Origin of the sequence: Paenibacillus canaveralius (genome assembly GCF_047238265.1) — a bacterium.
Taxonomy (GTDB): domain Bacteria; phylum Bacillota; class Bacilli; order Paenibacillales; family NBRC-103111; genus Paenibacillus_F.
The window spans coordinates 3,315,479-3,333,565 of sequence record NZ_JBDFMM010000001.1 but is presented as its reverse complement, the minus strand read 5'-3'; the positions used below and the strand labels follow the sequence as shown (position 1 = coordinate 3,333,565).

At 53.1% G+C, this 18,087-nt stretch carries 19 protein-coding genes; 16 read left to right on the top strand and 3 right to left on the bottom strand.

Going from position 1 to position 18,087, the window contains the following annotated elements:
• Positions 1-53 precede the first annotated feature (53 nt).
• The 4 genes from ABC395_RS14925 (at position 54) to ABC395_RS14910 (ending at position 4,865) form a co-directional block, all read left to right on the top strand.
• Positions 54-824: an ABC transporter ATP-binding protein gene (locus ABC395_RS14925; RefSeq protein WP_413004242.1), complete on the top strand. Its 771-nt coding sequence runs from the start codon at positions 54-56 to the stop codon at positions 822-824.
• Complete coding sequence (locus ABC395_RS14920) at positions 799-2,721, top strand: FtsX-like permease family protein (protein ID WP_413004241.1); 1,923 nt, start codon at positions 799-801, stop codon at positions 2,719-2,721. The genes ABC395_RS14925 and ABC395_RS14920 overlap by 26 nt, the downstream gene beginning before the upstream one ends.
• A gap of 365 nt (positions 2,722-3,086) precedes the next feature.
• The gene (locus tag ABC395_RS14915; RefSeq protein ID WP_413004239.1) at positions 3,087-3,443 is read left to right on the top strand and encodes a DUF3139 domain-containing protein; all 357 of its coding nucleotides are present in this window, start codon (positions 3,087-3,089) and stop codon (positions 3,441-3,443) included.
• Positions 3,444-3,635: 192 nt separating this feature from the next.
• Complete coding sequence (locus ABC395_RS14910; protein ID WP_413004237.1) at positions 3,636-4,865, top strand: MFS transporter; 1,230 nt, start codon at positions 3,636-3,638, stop codon at positions 4,863-4,865.
• Between the two features lie 139 nt (positions 4,866-5,004).
• Here the strand turns inward: ABC395_RS14910 and dhaS are convergent, their stop codons facing one another.
• Positions 5,005-5,589 carry a dihydroxyacetone kinase transcriptional activator DhaS gene (dhaS, locus tag ABC395_RS14905; RefSeq protein ID WP_413004235.1) on the bottom strand — a complete coding sequence of 195 codons (585 nt, stop codon included), beginning with the start codon at positions 5,587-5,589 and terminating at the stop codon, positions 5,005-5,007.
• 150 nt (positions 5,590-5,739) lie between these two features.
• Between dhaS and ABC395_RS14900 the strand changes: the two genes are divergently transcribed.
• Together ABC395_RS14900 and ABC395_RS14895 are read left to right on the top strand one after the other, a co-directional pair.
• Complete coding sequence (locus tag ABC395_RS14900) at positions 5,740-6,195, top strand: DUF5680 domain-containing protein (protein ID WP_413004233.1); 456 nt, start codon at positions 5,740-5,742, stop codon at positions 6,193-6,195.
• A 329-nt stretch (positions 6,196-6,524) separates the two neighbouring features.
• A complete protein-coding gene (locus ABC395_RS14895; RefSeq protein ID WP_413004232.1) occupies positions 6,525-9,707 on the top strand; it encodes a bifunctional cytochrome P450/NADPH--P450 reductase in 3,183 nt (1,060 codons plus the stop codon).
• Positions 9,708-9,865: 158 nt separating this feature from the next.
• Here ABC395_RS14895 and ABC395_RS14890 read toward each other — a convergent pair whose 3' ends face one another.
• Both ABC395_RS14890 and ABC395_RS14885 read right to left on the bottom strand, forming a co-directional pair.
• Positions 9,866-10,054 carry a hypothetical protein gene (locus tag ABC395_RS14890; protein ID WP_413004230.1) on the bottom strand — a complete coding sequence of 63 codons (189 nt, stop codon included), beginning with the start codon at positions 10,052-10,054 and terminating at the stop codon, positions 9,866-9,868.
• A 30-nt stretch (positions 10,055-10,084) separates the two neighbouring features.
• The gene (locus tag ABC395_RS14885) at positions 10,085-10,246 is read right to left on the bottom strand and encodes a hypothetical protein (protein ID WP_413004228.1); all 162 of its coding nucleotides are present in this window, start codon (positions 10,244-10,246) and stop codon (positions 10,085-10,087) included.
• A gap of 239 nt (positions 10,247-10,485) precedes the next feature.
• Here ABC395_RS14885 and ABC395_RS14880 point away from each other — a divergent pair, with 239 nt between their 5' ends.
• The 10 genes from ABC395_RS14880 to ABC395_RS14835 all read left to right on the top strand — a co-directional run bounded on the left by ABC395_RS14880 (position 10,486) and on the right by ABC395_RS14835 (position 17,785).
• Entirely contained in the window at positions 10,486-11,100 is a 615-nt protein-coding gene (locus ABC395_RS14880; protein WP_413004226.1) for a TVP38/TMEM64 family protein, read from the top strand.
• 158 nt (positions 11,101-11,258) lie between these two features.
• Complete coding sequence (locus tag ABC395_RS14875; RefSeq protein ID WP_413004224.1) at positions 11,259-11,876, top strand: cupin domain-containing protein; 618 nt, start codon at positions 11,259-11,261, stop codon at positions 11,874-11,876.
• 361 nt (positions 11,877-12,237) lie between these two features.
• On the top strand, positions 12,238-12,852 hold the full coding sequence (locus ABC395_RS14870; protein ID WP_413004222.1) for an SRPBCC family protein: 615 nt from the start codon (positions 12,238-12,240) through the stop codon (positions 12,850-12,852).
• A 145-nt stretch (positions 12,853-12,997) separates the two neighbouring features.
• Positions 12,998-13,336, top strand: a complete 339-nt coding sequence (locus ABC395_RS14865) for a VOC family protein (RefSeq protein WP_413004220.1) — start codon at positions 12,998-13,000, stop codon at positions 13,334-13,336.
• Positions 13,337-13,362: 26 nt separating this feature from the next.
• Positions 13,363-13,764 (top strand): GNAT family N-acetyltransferase, encoded by a 402-nt coding sequence (locus ABC395_RS14860; RefSeq protein WP_413004218.1) that lies wholly within the window; start codon positions 13,363-13,365, stop codon positions 13,762-13,764.
• A 260-nt stretch (positions 13,765-14,024) separates the two neighbouring features.
• Positions 14,025-14,690, top strand: coding sequence for an amino acid ABC transporter permease (locus ABC395_RS14855; protein WP_413004216.1), 666 nt, complete (start codon positions 14,025-14,027; stop codon positions 14,688-14,690).
• Complete coding sequence (locus ABC395_RS14850; RefSeq protein ID WP_413004215.1) at positions 14,671-15,339, top strand: amino acid ABC transporter permease; 669 nt, start codon at positions 14,671-14,673, stop codon at positions 15,337-15,339. Before ABC395_RS14855 ends, ABC395_RS14850 begins: the two co-directional genes overlap by 20 nt.
• 31 nt (positions 15,340-15,370) lie before the next feature.
• Complete coding sequence (locus ABC395_RS14845) at positions 15,371-16,138, top strand: amino acid ABC transporter ATP-binding protein (protein ID WP_413004213.1); 768 nt, start codon at positions 15,371-15,373, stop codon at positions 16,136-16,138.
• Positions 16,135-17,022, top strand: a complete 888-nt coding sequence (locus tag ABC395_RS14840; protein WP_413004212.1) for a transporter substrate-binding domain-containing protein — start codon at positions 16,135-16,137, stop codon at positions 17,020-17,022. Before ABC395_RS14845 ends, ABC395_RS14840 begins: the two co-directional genes overlap by 4 nt.
• A gap of 166 nt (positions 17,023-17,188) precedes the next feature.
• A complete protein-coding gene (locus ABC395_RS14835; RefSeq protein WP_413004210.1) occupies positions 17,189-17,785 on the top strand; it encodes a TetR/AcrR family transcriptional regulator in 597 nt (198 codons plus the stop codon).
• Positions 17,786-18,087 lie beyond the last annotated feature (302 nt).

Below are 18,087 nucleotides of genomic sequence, written 5' to 3'. Positions count from 1 at the left end.
TCGGGTAAACTTTTAGGAGAAATAGCCCGGACTGAATAGAGGAGGATAAACCTATGGAAATTTTGAAAGTTTCTAATCTCAGCAAAATATACAAGGGCACGATCTCTTACGAGGCGCTTGTCGACATAGACCTGACGATCGAAAAAGGTGAGTTTGTCGGTATTATGGGGCCTTCCGGCAGCGGCAAAACGACGCTGCTTAATCTCGTATCCACCATCGATACGCCGACATCCGGAGCGGTGCTGATTAACGGAAACGATCCGCACCGTCTGACGGCGGACGAGCTGGCCGTATTCCGCCGCCGCGAGCTGGGATTCGTGTTCCAATCGTTTAATCTGCTTCATACGCTTACGGTGAAGGAGAATATTCTTCTCCCGTTGACTCTTGACGGCACCGATTTGACGGAGATGAACAGGCGTGTGGAGGAAATCGCAGACAAACTCGGCATCTCCGGAATTTTGAACAAACGCACGTATGAAATATCCGGCGGCCAGGCCCAGAGGACGGCTATCGCACGAGCGCTTATCCATACGCCCAAGCTGGTGCTTGCGGACGAGCCGACCGGCAATCTCGATTCCAAGTCCGCCCGTGACGTCATGGAGCTCCTGACGATGCTCAACAGGGAAGAGGAAGCGACCATGATGCTCGTTACGCACGATGCGATGGCGGCAAGCTACTGCAACCGGGTCGTTTTTATCAAGGACGGAAGGCTGTATAACGAGATTTATTGCGGGGACAGCCGGGAAGCCTTTTACCAGAAAATTATCAATGTCTTATCGTTGCTGGGAGGAAGCGGGAATGAATTTTCGACAATTCGCGTTTAACAATATTGTCCGCAACAAGCGGACCTATATCGCTCATTTTCTCAGCAGCGCGTTTTCCGTCATGATTTTCTTCACGTATGCTCTGCTCCTGTTCCATCCCGATCTGCAGGGGGAACTGTCTTCGACAAGCGCAACGATCAGTCATTTGAGCACGATGGGCATGCGGGTATCGCAAGTGTTGATTTTTATTTTCTCGTTCTTCTTTCTGCTGTACTCCGTCAGTTCGTTTCTTAAAAACCGGAAGAAGGAATTCGGGCTTCTCATGGTGCTCGGAATTTCCCGCAAGCAGTTGAAACAGCTTATTTTTCTGGAAAATATGATGATCGGGGTGGCTGCAATTGCCGCCGGCATAGGAACAGGCCTTATTTTCGCCAAGCTTATCCTGCTTATCAGTTCCAAAGTGCTTTATATTATGAACGGACTGCCGTTCTACCTGCCGGTAAAAGCGGCCCTGACGACGACAGGGGCTTTTCTGCTGCTGTTTCTGCTGATTTCGTTCTTTACCGCAGGTCTGGGTAAATCGGGGCCGCTTGTTGACCTTCTCCAATCGGAGGATAAGCCGAAACCGGAGCCGAAAGCGTCCGTATCGTTGTCGCTGCTGGCTTTGGCGCTAATTGCCGCGGGGTACGGGTGTGTCTTTTATTTTACTCTGGAGCGCGCCTTTCTATTTTCTCTGCTCGGTGCCGGAGTCATCTTGACGGTTGCGGGAACGTATTTTTTGTTTACGCAGTTGAGCGTGTACGTGATCGGCGCACTTAAAAGAAGAGAACGGCTGTTTTTTAACAAAACGAACCTGCTCACGTTGTCCGAACTGAGTTACCGGATGAAAGATAACGCGATTATGTTTTTCATGGTGGCCATTGTGTCGGCCGTCGCTTTTACGGGTATCGGTACCTCCCTGGCGATCAGCGATCCCGGTTTGTCCGAAATGCAGGACCCTTACGCATTCAAATATATTTCCTTGCAAAATAACCCGAAGGAGAAGGAACATGTTCAGGAAATCCGGACGCGTCTTGAGGATGCGCGTTATTCTTACAAGCAGGCCGTGGTTACCCCGTTCCAGACGGAAAATGCATACACGGTCCTGAAATTAAGCGAATATAACAAATTGGCGGATATGCTCGGCTACGAGAAAGAAACGATCGAAGACGACAGCCGAGTGATTATTTCGCCGCACACGATCAGCGAGAAAAACGATTGGGATCAAAAAAAACCGGATATAAAGACGCTTGACCTCGTCTATGACAATCAGGAGCAGACCTTGAACGTGCAGAAAATAACCCGTGATCTTGTACTACCGTTGAGCGGGAGGGTTGCCGTCGTGACGGATACGATGTTCGGTAAACTGCCTGTACAGGAGTATCAGCAGACCTATTATCTGTTTGTGGTGGAAGGCTGGGAAAAGTCGGCGGGAGTCTCCCGGGTATTAGCCGACAGCATCAACGATTCGGGCTCGGACGGGAGTTTTTACTTCGAGGCTCTCGTGCACGAATGGCTCTCGGCTAAACAGAAGAACGGCATCCTGCTGATCGTAAGCGTGCTGGTCGGGATCGTCTTTTTTACCTTCGCGGCAAGTTTTGTATACTTCCGGTTATATGCCGACTTGGAGCGGGATGAAAAACAGTACCGGATGATAGCGAAGGTCGGTTTGAGCCGCAAGGAACTTAGACGGATTCTGACCCGTCAGCTCCTTCTCATGTTTTTTCTTCCGATTGCCATGGCCCTTGTACACAGCGCGGTAGCCTTGACCGCTCTTCAGCTTCTTGTCGGCTATTCGATTTTGCAATCCTCGCTGACGGTTTTTCTCGCCTTTCTTACCGTGCAGGCTGTTTACTTTCTCATGGTCAGATGGCGGTATCTTCAGCATTTGTACCGGAAAATCGCTTCAGCGGTTTAGCCGCAGGCTTGGAGCGTTGACGGTACACGGAAAAGGAGCCTTTAACGGCTCTTTTCTTCGCAAGTTACGTATTTGTGAGTTTTTCCGGTGCACAGTCCGCTTGAACGCTTCGGGGTTGAAGGACGTTGAGAGGACCTGTCTGTCCTGAGATATACAGATTGTTTATACAGTTCGTTTTGCGTTTCTTCCGGAAGCGTGAGGCGGGCTTTTTATTTTAAAAAAAGGTTTATTTGGAACTCCTTGGAATATCCTTTTATACTTACAAAGTGGCCCTAATCAAACTCATAGGGAGTGATGAAAGTGAGCGTTTACGAGCATCCGATCCAACCGAATTTAACAGGCGATTTGAAAAAAGAGGTGGAGCCATGCGGAACTTAAGCCGCGGAAAGATCATTGCGCTGTTTATCGTTCTGATTATTTTAGTGGCTCCGCTTGTTTATGTTGAGGGAAATAAAATGGCCTATGCGGAAAGAGTCAAGAGCTACCTGCTCCAGGAAAAAGGCTACAAAGAGGATGAGCTGGCTTCGGTGAAAGGAGTCTGGGGAATCAAGCTGCCCGCCTTCTATACGGTCGTTGTTTTTAAGGATGAGCCCCACGTGAATTATGTATATTTCTCTCATAGCGATGTGATCCAATTCGATCAGCGGATTTCTCCCGAAGGAGTGGAGAAGGGGATAAAGCGTGAAAACCTGAAACATGCGGAAAAACTCAAGGAAAGATAAGGGAGGCTTAAAGAAACGAGCGGGAATTTACGTTTGATTTACCGGAAAAAATAAATTGTTGTTGACCAAAATTAAAACATTGTTATATTATGTTTGTGTATTAACCAAACGAAAATAAAAAACGTTTGTTAATTATCTTTTCTTCTGAGTTTATAAAGATCTCAGGGGAAATCGCGGAAGGGGTTTGCATTCGTGTTAAATAATGCTTTTGTCAGAACGATTATTTTGTCTAACGTTCTGCTGCAGCTTGGCATCTGGATAAGAAATTTTGCCATTTTGCTGTATGTGACGGATATAACGAATAACAATTCCAAATTTGTTTCGTTAATCTCAGTCGCCGAGTTTACTCCGATTTTTCTTTTCGCTATTATCGGGGGAACGTTTGCGGACCGCTGGAGACCGAAGCGGACGATGATCGCTTGCGATCTTCTCTCGGCATTGTCCGTATTCGCCGTGCTGCTCGTCGTGATGTACGGGTCGTGGCAGGCGTTGTTTTTCGCTACGCTGGTGTCGGCGATTTTGTCGCAATTCTCGCAGCCGTCCGCGTTAAAGCTGTTTAAACAACATGTCCCGGAAGAGCAGCTTCAAGGGGTTATGGCGATGTTTCAGACGCTGATGGCCATCTTCATGGTATTCGGACCGATTCTCGGCACATTCGTATACCAGCACTACGGCCTGGAAATTTCGATTGCCGTGATGGGGGTTTGTTTCATCGCTTCCGCCGCCGTTCTTACTTTACTCCCGGCCGATCAGGTGAATCCGGCCAAGGCGGAACGCAATTTCATGCAGGAAATGAAGGACGGACTGCGTTATGTGTGGAGCAGCCGGGCGTTGAAGACGCTGGGGGGAACGTTCGCCGTTTGCGGCTTTGCGGTAGGTATTATTCAGCCTTTGATGCTGTTTATCGCCATCGAAAATCTCGGGCAGGATAAACTGTTCCTGCAGTGGCTTCTCGCGGCAAACGGAATAGCCATGCTGGCGGGCGGGGGAGTCGTCATGGCACTCTCGAAAAAAATGCAGCCGCAATCGCTGCTTGCGGTGGGGCTTGTCGCAAGCACCGTGGGAACGATAGGAATCGGCTTGTCCGCCAGCGTTCCGCTGACGATCTTTTTCCAAGTCGTAAACGGTCTGTTTTATCCCTGCATAATGATCGGAATCAACACCATGATGATGAAAAACACGGAAGCGGCTTTTATCGGCCGCGTGGGAGGCGTGCTTACACCCTTGTTCATGGGATTTATGGTCATCGGCATGTCCGGCGCGGGATTTATGAAGGAGATCTTATCCCTTCAAGCAGTTTATACCGGAAGCGGAATTCTTTTCTTCCTGGGTGCGCTGCTGCTCGTTCCGTTGATGCTGCGGCGGCCGGAACCTCTCGGTGAAATTCATGGAGCCGCAGCAGCCGCGGACAGCACCGACTAACTCTGGGAAGGGGAGGGATTCCGCAGCCACAGGGTGCAACATGCGCTGTTACCGGTGTCAGGCAGCAGCACAATATGCGGATCAATCAACCTAAAAAAAACGCCGCCCCTTTATTAAAAAGGGGTGGCGTTTTGGCGTCCTAAGGCGCCGTATCGGCGTGCTGCAATCCGGCGTGACGGCTGAGCGCGCGGGTCAGCGTGCCGTCTACCAGATCGCTGATCCGTTTCATCATCGTTTCGGGCAGCTCTTTCATGCCCGTTTTGACCCATTTGACGACGATGCCTACGAACGCGAAGGTGTAAAATTCCGCGATAAAACTTTTGTCGGAATCCGAAACGTCAAGACCGGCGGAAGCGTCGTCCACGACACGTTTAATCATGTCTTTGGTTGCCTCAAACAGATAGTCGTCAAACGCATTCTGTCCCGGAGTGTTGAGCGCATTGATATAGAACAGCCGGTTGTTCATCAGATAATGCAGGATTTGTACGGCCATGTCGCTCCAATGCCCGTAATCGCGGTAATCCGCAATGCTTTCCACCGCTTCCGAATAGTAAATCCAGTGAACCAGGTCGTACTTGTCTTTAAAATGATAATAAAAGGTTTGTCTGTTCAGCCCGCTGCCGGAGGAAATATCCTGAACACTGATTTTTGCCAGAGATTTCGTTTCCATCTGCTTTTTAAGCGATGCGGCCAGCGCTTTTTTGGTCATTTGCGAATCGGTCATGATGTCACCTCGTTATGGTTCTCCACTTCCACTTGTAAATAGTATAAAGGAATCTTTTTCTTTTTTAAAATACAGGGGATTGACCTGGGAACACGTGTTCTTTATACTAAATTATGGAAGAACAACAAATAGGATGGACGGTGGTACTGTATGGTTCTACAAGAGAAGGACCTTCGATTATTTATTGTGGAAGCTAAAAAAAACGCGTACGCCGCAGGAGCGGCAAGCGGCGATGTTCCGTCGAGACCGGGCGCCAAAAATTTTCCTTATGCCGCGGGGAGCTACAGCTATCTCGACAGCTATTACGGAGAGTCCGACTTTGCGGGTCAGGAATTGGTCAGGCGGAACGGGACTCCGCTCTGGGCATTGAACTATTACGGAACTACACTGAATCCGGTAGACGGGTTTCCGGAGTTCTTGCTGGAGTGCCTCGGGAAAGTGACCGAAGCGGCTCCGTTCCGGGGACCCGAACAGTATCGCGACGAGAGGTTTGAGTACAACTGTTTTTGGAGCGGAGATATAAGCCGTTTTAAAGGAGAAGAGCGGCTTTTGCACCGCGGCGAAATGATCTTCACGCTTACTTTTCACGGAGGTTTTATTACATAGTCCGCTCCATGGTCCCGTTGCAAGGTACATATCCTGATTTTTTGCTCGGATGACGGCTCTCTCATAGGAACGAAAAACCGGTATTGCGCAGGTAGACATAACTTGGGAAAATGTTTCGTTTTTGGACATTTCACTGAAATTGTCTATTTGGGTGAACCGGTTTTTTGTTCTATACTGGAAATGATTTCATAAGACAGCCATTGAAGTGGTAATTTTTGCGCAAGCTGTCCTTAAGCCCGAAAAGAAATGGATAGCCGTTCCTTTCTTTTCAAATAGTAGTCATGATGTGTAAATACCCGTAAGGCATCAACAAGGAGGGCGAGAGTGTCTTGGCTAAATCAGAAACTTTAATTCCGCAGCCCAAAACATACGGGCCGCTCGGTAATCTTCCGTTAATTGATAAAGAAAGCCCGCTGCAATCGATGATGAAACTGGCGGACGAACTGGGCCCCATCTTTAAGCTGGAAATGCCCGGCCGGACGCAGCTGCTGATCTCCAGCCACGAGCTGGTCGCCGACGCGTGCGACGAATCCCGTTTCGACAAGAAAATCGGGGCCGCTCTATCGAACGTTCGCGCGTTCGGCGGGGACGGGCTGTTTACCGCCCACACGTATGAGCCCAACTGGCAGAAGGCACATCATATTTTGCTGCCGACGTTCAGCCAGCGTGCCATGAAGGGATACCACGACATGATGGTGGACATCGCGCTCCAGCTCATCCAGAAGTGGTCCCGGCTTAATCCGGACGAGATCATCGATGTTCCCGAAGATATGACGCGCCTGACTTTGGATACGATCGGATTGTGCGGATTCAACTACCGGTTTAACAGCTTTTACCGGGAGCAGCCGCATCCTTTTATTATAAGCATGGTACGAGCGCTTCATGAAGCGATGAATCAGACCCAGCGTCTCGGACTTCAAGACAAGCTGATGGTCATTACGAAAAGACAATTCAACCATGACATCCAAGCGATGTTCGCTTTGGTGGACAAGCTGATCGCCGAGAGAAGGGCCCAGGGAACGGAAGGTATCGACGACCTGCTTTCTCATATGCTGAACGGCAAAGATCCGGAAACGGGCGAATCTCTCGACGATGAAAACATCCGTTATCAGATCATCACCTTCCTGATCGCGGGACATGAGACAACGAGCGGACTGCTGTCGTTTGCGCTTTATTTCCTTCTCAAAAATCCCGACAAGCTCCAAAAAGCGTACGAAGAAGTGGACCGGGTGCTGACCGATCCCGTGCCGACTTACGCGCAAGTCCGCGAGCTTCACTATGTCCGGATGATCTTGAACGAAGCGCTGCGGCTGTGGCCGACGGCTCCGGCTTTCGTACTTTATGCGAAAGAAGACACCCTGCTGGCCGATAAATATCCGCTGCAGAAAGGGGACAGCCTGACGGTTCTCATTCCGAAGCTTCACCGGGACAAGTCCGTGTGGGGCGAGGATGTGGAATCGTTCATTCCCGAGCGGTTCGAAGACCCGGGTAAGATTCCTTACGATGCCTACAAACCGTTCGGCAACGGCCAGCGTGCCTGCATCGGCCAGCAGTTTGCCATGCAAGAAGCTACGCTGGTTCTCGGGATGGTTTTGAAGCATTTTAACATCATGCAGCATACGGATTATGTCTTGAAGGTGAAGGAAACGCTGACGATGAAACCCGACGGCTTTACGATGAAGGTAGAGCCCCGCCATCAGGGTGTTTCCGTCACCATTCCGGGAACTGCGGTTTCCGCGGCGGAAGACAAGCGGGTCAAAGAGCAGGCGGCACCCCTCAGCGTAAACGCCCATAACACGCCGCTGCTTGTGCTGTACGGTTCAAACCTCGGCACTGCCGAGGGCATTGCCCGCGAGCTGGCCGATGCGGCGAAATATCAGGGCTTCCGTCCCGAAGTCGCTCCCATGAACGACTATGCGGGCAAGCTGCCCAAGGAAGGGGCGGTGTTCGTCGTGACCGCCTCCTACAACGGCAAGCCGCCGAGCAACGCCAAAGACTTCATGGACTGGCTCGAAAGCGCGGAGCCCGATGAAATCGCCGGCATCAAGTTCGCCGTGTTCGGATGCGGCGACCATAACTGGGCGAGTACGTACCAGGACGTTCCGCGCCGGGCCGATGAGCTGCTCGCCTCCAAGGGAGGGCAGCGCCTGGCCGGGCGCGGAGAGGGCGACGCCAGCGGCGATTTCGAGAAGCAGCTGGAAGACTGGCGCGATGCGCTGTGGCCGGATGTCATGAAAGCGCTGGGTCTGGAGCTTGCCGAGATCTCGGAGAAGGAGAAAAGCTCGCTCAGCCTGCAGTTTGTGAGCGGCTTCGCCGGTACGCCGCTGGCGGAATCCTACGATGCCGTGCATGCAGTCGTCGCGGGCAATACCGAGCTGCAGCATGAGGGCAGCGGGCGCAGCACCCGCCGAATCGAGGTGAAGCTGCCCGAAGGCGTGACCTACCGGGTCGGGGACCACCTGGGCGTTCTGCCGCGGAACTCACGCGAAATGGTGGGGCGCGTACTCCGCCGGTTCGGGCTGCAGGGCAGCGACCATCTCATTCTGAGCGGAAGCGGACGGAGCGCCGCCCATCTGCCGCTGGACCGCCCGGTGAGCCTGGACGATCTGCTGGGCCACAGTGTGGACCTGCAGGAAGCGGCCACCCGCGCCCAGCTGCGGGAGCTGGCGGGCTGCACGGCGTGTCCGCCTCACAAGCGCGAGCTGGAAGCGCTGCTGGAGGAGGACGCGTACCGCGAGCAGGTGTGGAAGAAGCGCATATCCATGCTCGACCTGCTGGAACGCTACGAAGCGTGCGAGCTGAGTTTCGAGCGCTTCCTGGAGCTGCTGCCGCCCCTGAAACCGCGGTACTACTCGATCTCCAGCGCCCCGCAGGTGCAGCCGGAGGAGGCGAGCATCACGGTCGGGGTCGTGAAGGGCCCGGCGTGGAGCGGACGCGGCGAGTACCGGGGCGTGGCGTCGAACTACCTGGCGGAGCGCTCGGAGGGCGATGCGATCGTCATGTTCGTCCGGACGCCGGAATCGGGCTTCGGGCTGCCGGACGATCCGAAGACGCCGGTCATCATGGTCGGCCCCGGTACGGGCGTCGCGCCGTTCCGAGGCTTCCTGCAGGCGCGCAGCGCGATGCGGCAGGCAGGGACGGAGCTGGGGGAAGCCCATCTGTATTTCGGCTGCCGGTGCGAGAGCGACTACATTTACCGCGAGGAGCTGGAGCAGTACGAGCGGGAAGGCATCGTGAAGCTGCACACCGCATATTCGCGGGCCGAAGGAACGCCGAAGACGTATGTGCAGCACTTGATGAAAGAGAATGCGGCGGAGCTGATCGCCCTGCTGGACCAAGGCGGGCGGCTGTATGTATGCGGCGACGGAAGCCGGATGGCGCCGGACGTGGAAGAGCAGCTGCAGCAGGCTTACGCGAATATTCACGGGGTAAGCCCCGACGAAGCCCGGAAGTGGCTGGACAGCCTGCAAACGGACGGACGTTACGCCAAAGACGTCTGGGCGGGAATTTAGCGGGCACCGTTTCAATTGAACGGGACCGCCCCGAATAAAAATACAGAACGCCTCCGCAAGCGGGTAAAACCGCCGGCGGAGGCTTTTTGTCTGCCGCTTTTGCAAGCGCAAAAGGAAGAGAGGGCGCACGGGGCGCGTCCTTTTTTAGTCCCGTCTCCTTATTTCGCCGCTACGTCTGTTCTTACTACGCCCACGTCCGAGGCATTGATGGCGAATGCATTGCCGCCTTGTCCCGTATGAGCTCTGGCCGATTGCTTAACGTTTACCGTGTTGTGAGTCGTTTTTACTTTGGTGAATTTCACTTTTGTGTCTTTCCCATGCCGGTGTTTCCTCCCTTGTTTAGACATGTTTGCACCCCCTTTCCCAGCGATGATCCCTTAACGTTTTTTACCTTTTTTAAATACTTTCACATGGACGGCGTTGCTTGCCAGCGCATTTCCGGCGTGTGTCTTGGCGATGGCGGACTGAAAGATCTGGATGACAAGAAACTTGTTTTTGCCCACTTTATAGGTATAGGATTTGCTTTTCGTGTGAACCAAGGGATACGGCCTCCTTATCCGGTAAGTTATCCCTAACATATGAAAAATGACGGACTAGAGAGGCGGCAGATGTCAGAGTCAATTAGCGGGTTCGCGGAAAATAGCGGCAGTTGCCGACAGGCATGCAAAAGCTTCCTCGTTTTCATGGAAGTAAAGATAGGAAAGCGGAAGCTTTTAAGGTAAGCTTAAGCTAGCGGAAATGACCTTCCAAATGACCCTGAAAGGAAAAAACGGAATTCATGGAACTCTCAGACATCTTGTCCTATGTAACAAATGAAGACAATTTAAAAAATCTGCTCGAACAATACCGGTCGCTCGGTCCGTTTCCGGGTATTTTGCTTACCTTCCTGAAATCGTTTGTCCCGCCTCTGCCGACTTTGCTCATTGTCGGGGTAAACGCGGCGGTTTACGGGCTGTGGGCCGGTTTTCTGTACTCTTGGATCGGAATCGTCAGCGGATGCCTCGTCACCTTCCTGATCGTCCGAAAAATCGCCGGTCATCCGTATCTCGAAAGGCTGGCCCGCAAGCCGAAAATCGCAAGAACGACGAAGTGGATCCGGAGGAACGCTTACAGCTACGTTTTTCTGCTGAGCCTGTTTCCGGTCGGTCCGTTCGTGGTCATTAACATAGCGGCCGGACTTGCCGGCATGCGCCTTCGTTCTTTTCTGATGGCCGTTCTGATCGGCAAAGGCATTATGGTGTTCACCGTTTCGTATATCGGTTACGATGTGGCCAAATATATCGAGAATCCGTACCAGCTGCTCTATGTCGTCCTGTTCGTCGCCGTATCGCTGATCGTCAGCAAAAAGATAGAGAAGCGGTTTTCATCCGGTCAAAGGGTGGAGCTGGAATAGGTTTGAGACCTGATGGACGCCCGTTATGTGGGGCTCCTCATCCTTACGCTGCCTGGCTTCTGTTAAGCTTGTCCTTCTTCCGCCTCCGGATAATGTTCCGGCCGCCCGCATATGTATGAAGGAATGAAGGATACGGAACGGGGAGAGGAGCTTGACTAGTGAGCGGATACGGTTATAGGGCCGGCCCGGCGAGTTATCACAAAAGTTCCGGCATGCCCAATCTTGCCTTTAACGTAGGCGATAATGTGCTGTATAAACGCAACGAAGACAATGTGGCGTATGAAGTCACCTCAACTCAGCTTCCGCCCATGACGGGTGGGGCTTTTACGGATCTGCGGCTCGGCAGGGGACATATCCGCGAGCCTCACTGGCATCCGAACGCATGGGAGCTTCATGTCATCGTATCGGGGGAAGCCGAGATTTCGGTGATGTGTCCCGACAATCCCCGGCTCGTGAACTACCGCGCGAAGGAAGGGCAGGTCGTTTTCGTCCCCACAGGCTGGTGGCACTGGATTACCCCCGTTTCCGAGAAGGTGCATCTGCACGGTTTTTTCAATCATGATCAGCCCGAAACGGTTTACGGCTCCGATATCCTGCGGCTGACACCGCCGGAAGTACTGCAGAACGCCTACAATGTCAACGCGGCTCTCGCCGGCAAAGCCCTCGCGCCGATCACGGAATCGGTCCGTATCGGCCCGCCGGTCTCTGTGCACAGCGAACCGGGAAAACCGGCCAACCCGGGCCAGCCCTATTTCGGTGAGAAAAAGAAAACCTAGTGCAGGGGCCGGTTTTTCGTATAAAAGCTTTCCGCACTCTTTCCGAGGCGGGAGGCTTTTTGTATAATGATCTCGGCATGCCTGAAGGGGGAAACAGCATCAATAGAGCACGAGGACGACGCGTACGCGGGCCGTTCCTTGGCGAACCGGGCCTGACGGATTCCGGCTGCTGCCGCAGCGGACCGGAACAGTGCCGGACTGCCCGCCGGTCTCCCGGTCGCGGCCGCGCTTTTTTGCTGGAGCGCAGATGCTCGCCATGACGGGAATGCTGCGAGAATCTTCCCCGTGCCGTGCGGATGAACCTTCGGGAAAGCTTGCGGCTCTGCCGATTGCAGTTCAATGACTGTTAGGAGGAACGAGAATGCCCGGAGCGATTTTTAAAGAAAACGTGAAGAAAGAAACGGGAATTTCCTGGGACGAATGGGTCGTGGAGCTCAATCGTTCCGTGAACGAGCTTTGGTCGCACGAACAGATCAAGGATCACATTCGCAAGTCTCACGAGGTCTCGGAAGAGTGGAGCGAATGGCTGGCTGCCATGTACGCCCCTTGTCTGGGAAGGACACCCGTCGGTGTGACGAAAGATGCAGGCGTTCAGATCGGTGTAAGAAAAACGGTTGCGATGTCTCCTCAGCAAGCCTGGAATTATCTGACTTCGAGCCGGGGATTGGCGCTGTGGATCGGAAACGTGTCCGCCTTTCCTCTTGAGAGAGGAGCGGAATTTTCCTCCGCCGAAGGAGTTACGGGAAAGCTTGCTTCGGTCGTTCCGTTCCGGAAGCTGCGGATGACTTGGAAGCGTAAAGAGTGGACGAGCCCTTCTCGGCTCCAGCTTACTATAACGGCCGCAAAGTCGGGTGGAACCACGATTTCCATTCATCAGGAAATGCTCGACGATGTGTATATGCGTGAAATGATGAGACGGGAGTGGGAATCCGTGCTGAACCACATTCGTGAAATAGGGACGCGTGAACCCGGATAAGTCCGGCGGTCTTTGAAAGTCGGGAATGGAATGGTTGTGCCGCCAAAGGATACAAGAGTAAAAACATTTTCCAAAACGTACCAAAAGGATGTAAAATGTAGAAAACGGATTCACCATTCCAACTCTGTTCAAAGGCGGTGCGGACATGAAACTGAACCATCTTAATCTGACGGTTACGGACGTCCAGGCGTCCCAGGCTTTTCTGGAAACGTATTTCGGTTTGAAAACCACCGGCACGCGCGGCAGCGGATTCGCAGTTTTGTCCGATGACGGCGGAGCGGTCCTGACATTGATGAAAGGCTCGGAAGTCAGCTATCCGAAAACGTTTCATATCGGTTTTATACAGGACAGCGAAGAAAAAGTGAACGAGCTTAACCGGCGCTTCAAAGAGGACGGATTCGACGTGGAACCTCCTCAAAGACTGCACGGCTGGACATTTTATGTGAAAGCCCCGGGCGGCTTCGTCGTCGAGGTGCTGAGCTGACAGCCGCCAAGGAGGATTTGTTCAAATTGGATATCCGCTACAGTCATTCCAACGAAATCAACAAAGTCGAGCTCCGGGAGCTTTTCCTGTCCGTAGACTGGGAATCGGGCAAGCATCCCGACGAGCTGCACCAGGCGATTCTGAACTCTCACTCGGTCGTAACCGCCTGGGACGGAGAAAAGCTGGTCGGGCTGGTTAACGCTCTTTCCGACGGAGTGATGACGGCGTATTTTCATTACATGCTGGTAAGGCCGGATTACCAGAACCGCGAGATCGGCAAAGAGCTGATGACCGCGATTCTCGGCAAGTACAGGGAATACAAAACGAAAGTACTGATTTCTTACGAGGGGGCGGAATCCTTTTACCGTGCACTGGGATTCCGGCCCGAGCAGGGAACTGTTCCGCTTTATATTTCCGAATTGGTTTAAGGGAACTAGAAATAAAACCAAGTTGACAGCTTGGAAAAATATGTTATAAGATATGGAAATAACGGCTTCTTCCTGCCCGGTGCGGGGTTGCACAGCATGAATTTCCTATCCAGACAGCCTCGGGCAGATCCCTTAGGGACAGCCGTACGGCTGTTTTTTTATGTACACAGGAGGTGGGGGATTCATTCAAACCGGTACAAGCACACTTTTAATCCGTGTTATCCGGTGTGAATAGAAGGTTAAAATTTAGGAGGAGTATTGTGCATCTCGATACGGACTTTATGTGGAAGCATTTGCCCGATTTTATTAAAGCTGCGGGGGAAACGCTCAGAATAGGAGGCACTGCCGTCTTATTTTCCCTTCTTGTGGCCGTCTTTCATTCGTTTATTTTGTATTTCCGCATTCGTCCCCTGACCTGGGCGGTCCGGGTGCATATCGAATTAGCGAGAAACACCCCGCTGCTTATTCAGTTGTTTTTTCTGTATTTCGCCCTGCCGCAGCTGGGAATTAAACTTTCCGTCATGACGACGGTTTTTCTTGCGATGACCTTCCTGGGAGGCGGATATTTTACGGAGGTTTTCCGTTCCGGAATAGAAGCCGTAGACAGATCCCAGTCGGAATCCGGGCTTGCCGTCGGGCTTTCGAGATGGCAGTTGTTCCGGTATGTCGTCCTGCCGCAGGCTCTGCGGATTTCCGTCCCGTCTTTAGCGGCGAACGTTATCTTTCTGCTGAAAGAAACGACGGTCGTGTCCGCGATTGCGGTCCCGGAGTTGCTTTACACGACGACCAGCTATATCTCGCTCTACTACAAAACCTACGAGATGCTTCTGATGATGACACTCTGCTATCTCGTTATATTTCTGCCCCTGTCCTTTCTGCTCGGTTATCTGGAAAGGAGGTTCCGCCATGGCGCTTTCGGCTTATGAGCTGCTGGCCAGAAGCCTTCCCCAGCTTGGTGAAGGGCTGTGGGCAACGCTAAAAATCTCGCTTTTGACTATCGTGTTCAGCGTGATCCTCGGAACCGGCTTCGGGGTGCTCCGGACTTCGCGCCGGTTTGTGCCGCGTCTGCTGTCCGGAACGGTTCTGGAGCTGGTCCGCAGCGTTCCGATCCTGGTCTGGCTGTTTTTCTTCTTTTTCGGGCTGCCGATCCTTTTCGATGTTCATCTTTCCGCATTCGGCTCCGCGCTGCTTGTACTGTCTCTCTGGGGAATGACGGAAATCGGAGAAATTGTCCGGGGAGCCCTGCAATCTCTGTCCAAAGGGCAAACGGAGGCGGGAAAGTCTCTGGGGCTGAGCGGTCCTCAACTGCTGGTTTATGTCCTGCTCCCGCAGGCATTGAGGCGTATGGTCCCGCCTGCTATCAACGTGTTTACGCGGATTGTCATGACAAGCTCCCTGACGGTGCTGGTCGGAGTGACGGAGCTGATTAAATCGGGCCAGCAGATCATAGAACGCCATTACACGCTTTCTTACGCCTCGGTTGTGATTTACGGCCTTATGGCGCTGCTGTATTTTGCCTTATGTTACCCGCTGTCGGTGTTTTCGCGCAGACTGGAAAGAAGATGGGCCGGCTAGCTGCCGCCTGCCGGCCGGAAAGGAGGCTGTTATGGGGGAAGCGCTCCTGCAGCTTAGGCAAGTGGAGAAATCGTTCGACGGGCACCGGGTGCTCAAAAGCATCGATCTGGACGTCGCGCCGGGAGAGGTCGTCGTCATTCTGGGACCCAGCGGATGCGGCAAAAGCACGCTGCTTCGCTGCTTGAACGGGCTCGAACCGATACAGGGCGGGACTCTTTTGTTTAAAGGGGAAGATCCCGGTGCCGGAAAAGTACCGTGGCGGGCGACCCGCCAGAAAATCGGCATGGTTTTTCAAAGCTATCATCTGTTCCCGCATATGACGGTGCTCGACAACATTTTGCTGGGACCGCTTAAAGTACAAAAGCGAAACCGCCGTGAAGCGGCCGCGGATGCGGAAAAGCTGCTTGCGCGCGTCGGCCTGCTGGATAAGAAGAACGCGTATCCCCGGCAGCTATCGGGCGGCCAGCAGCAGCGGATCGCCATCGTCAGGGCGCTCTGCATGCGGCCCGAGGTGATGCTGTTCGACGAAGTCACGGCGGCTCTCGATCCCGAGATGGTGAAAGAAGTGCTGGAGGTGATGCTGGACTTGGCCCGGGAGGGCATGACGATGCTTATCGTGACTCACGAGATGAGATTTGCGCGGGCGGTGGCCGACCGGATCGTCTTTATGGACGAAGGTGAAATTCGTGAAATCGCACCGCCGGAAACTTTTTTCAACAGCCCTCAAAGCGGCCGCGCGAAACGGTTTTTGAATCAGTTTTTTGAATTGGAGACGGGTAAAGGGAGAGAAGAAGCATGATAAAACGATTAGCCGTATGGACAGCGGTCGTCCTGCTTGCGGGAGTATTGGCCGCTTGCGGAGCCGTCAAAGATCCGAAAGACGCTTCGGGAAGTGGGGCCAAACCGGTATCGGCCGGAGAAAAAGACGGTGGAAGCATTCAGAAAATCAAAGACCGGGGCAAGCTGGTCGTGGGCGTTTTTACGGACAAGCCCCCGTTCGGCTTTACCGATGACAAAGGGAATAAGATCGGCTTTGACAGCGATCTTGCCAAGCGTTTCGCGAAAGATCTGCTCGGAGACGAATCGAAGATCGAATTCGTGACGGTCGAGCCCGCCAGCCGCATCCCGTTTCTGCAAAGCGACAAGGTGGATCTCATCGTGGCGAATATGACGGTGACCGACGAGCGTAAGGAAGCGGTGGATTTTACGAATCCGACGATGAAAGTTGCGACGCAGGTGCTCGTGTCCGAGAAAAGCGGACTGAAGACGCTGGCCGATCTGAAGGGCAAAAAAATCATCGTCACGAAGGGAACGACCGCCGATCTCTTCTTGACCAAAAACCGCCCGGACGTGCAGCTGGTGAAGTACGAAAAAAATACGGAGTCCCTGCAGGCGCTCAAAGACGGACGCGGGGACGGCTATGCCCAGGACAACTTCGTTCTCTTCGCCTGGTCCCGCCAGAACCCCGGCTTCACGCTGATTCCCGAAAAGCTGGAGAAAGAAGCGCCTATCGCTCCGGCGGTCAAGAAAGGAAATACGGAGCTCCGGGATTGGGTGAACAAGGAGCTTGAAACGCTCGGGCAGGAGAAGTTTCTGCTTCAGCTTTACGACAAGTACGTCAAAGAAGAGCTCGGCGCAAATACCGATCCGAACGACGTCATTACAGAAGGCGGCAAGCTTTAAACGGCGTATTCGGCAAAACATCCCCTCTTGTGTATATAGAGAGGGGGTGTTTTTTTGCGCTTGCCGGGCATGTGCGGCCGTTTGTCTTGGCTTTTGAGGTCCCGTTGATTATCATAGACGCAGGGAAAGCAGTAATTACGGAGCAGTCCGCAAGGGGGGGAACCGCGTGTCGCCGAGAAATGTGGAACGGGATTTACGCGTCAGGGAAGAACGGACCGGGCTTATTCTGGATTCGGCCATTACAGTCATTTCGGCGAAAGGGTTCGGAGCCGCAAGCATCAGCGATATCGCCAAAGCGGCCGGGATCAGTATCGGCACGATGTACCATTATTTCAGCTCCAAAGACGAGATTTTCGCCGAAGTGTTAAAACGCGGGCAGCTCGATTACGGGAAGAGAGCGGCGGAACTCGCCGACGAGCAGACGATGCCGCCGCTTCTTAAGCTGCACGAATTCGCCGCGGGATGGCTTGCCAACCCGATCAATTGGGCGTACACGATCATGCTGCAGAGCGCGCGGACGACCGAAACCGTGCCTGCGGAGATCAGACAGGCGGTCACAGACCGGTTTACGGCCAATCTTAAGCCGATCGCGCGCATCATGGAGGACGGGCAAGGCCGGGGGGAGATTAGGGCCGGAGATCCGCTCCAGCTCGCTTTTTATTATGTGAGCTTGATTCAAGGTCTGACCCTGCAGAGGGCGCCGGGTTTCGAAATCCCCGTTTCCATCGAGGTAGACACGCTGATCCGTTTTTTTGAAGCGTAATTTAATTCCGATCTATCCGATAGGAAAAAAGTATTGACAATCCGGTTTTCTGCCTGATAGAATTCGGGTAACAAACCGAATCTAAATTCAATTTGTGAAATCAGCAAACCGAATAACTACCTTTTACGCACTCGACCAGACAGCTGGAGATTGGCGGCGGGCAAACAAGCGGGGAAGACACCTGCTTATGACCTGCGGCCATTTTTTTATTCTCTAATACCAATTAAACTGATCGGTTTTGTTATTTAAGGGAGCGTTACCTGTCCAAGCAATCTTTGGTGTTTAAGCACGTATCCCGCCGA

Coding starts and splice junctions, on each gene's coding strand:
- ABC395_RS14920 (WP_413004241.1), top strand. CDS start 799: ATGAATTTTCGACAATTCGCGTTTAACAATATTGTCCGCAACAAGCGG.
- ABC395_RS14880 (WP_413004226.1), top strand. CDS start 10,486: ATGGAACTCTCAGACATCTTGTCCTATGTAACAAATGAAGACAATTTA.
- ABC395_RS14840 (WP_413004212.1), top strand. CDS start 16,135: ATGATAAAACGATTAGCCGTATGGACAGCGGTCGTCCTGCTTGCGGGA.
- ABC395_RS14900 (WP_413004233.1), top strand. CDS start 5,740: ATGGTTCTACAAGAGAAGGACCTTCGATTATTTATTGTGGAAGCTAAA.
- ABC395_RS14865 (WP_413004220.1), top strand. CDS start 12,998: ATGAAACTGAACCATCTTAATCTGACGGTTACGGACGTCCAGGCGTCC.
- ABC395_RS14850 (WP_413004215.1), top strand. CDS start 14,671: ATGGCGCTTTCGGCTTATGAGCTGCTGGCCAGAAGCCTTCCCCAGCTT.
- ABC395_RS14890 (WP_413004230.1), bottom strand. CDS start 10,054: ATGTCTAAACAAGGGAGGAAACACCGGCATGGGAAAGACACAAAAGTG.
- ABC395_RS14915 (WP_413004239.1), top strand. CDS start 3,087: ATGCGGAACTTAAGCCGCGGAAAGATCATTGCGCTGTTTATCGTTCTG.
- ABC395_RS14845 (WP_413004213.1), top strand. CDS start 15,371: ATGGGGGAAGCGCTCCTGCAGCTTAGGCAAGTGGAGAAATCGTTCGAC.
- dhaS (WP_413004235.1), bottom strand. CDS start 5,589: ATGACCGATTCGCAAATGACCAAAAAAGCGCTGGCCGCATCGCTTAAA.
- ABC395_RS14870 (WP_413004222.1), top strand. CDS start 12,238: ATGCCCGGAGCGATTTTTAAAGAAAACGTGAAGAAAGAAACGGGAATT.
- ABC395_RS14925 (WP_413004242.1), top strand. CDS start 54: ATGGAAATTTTGAAAGTTTCTAATCTCAGCAAAATATACAAGGGCACG.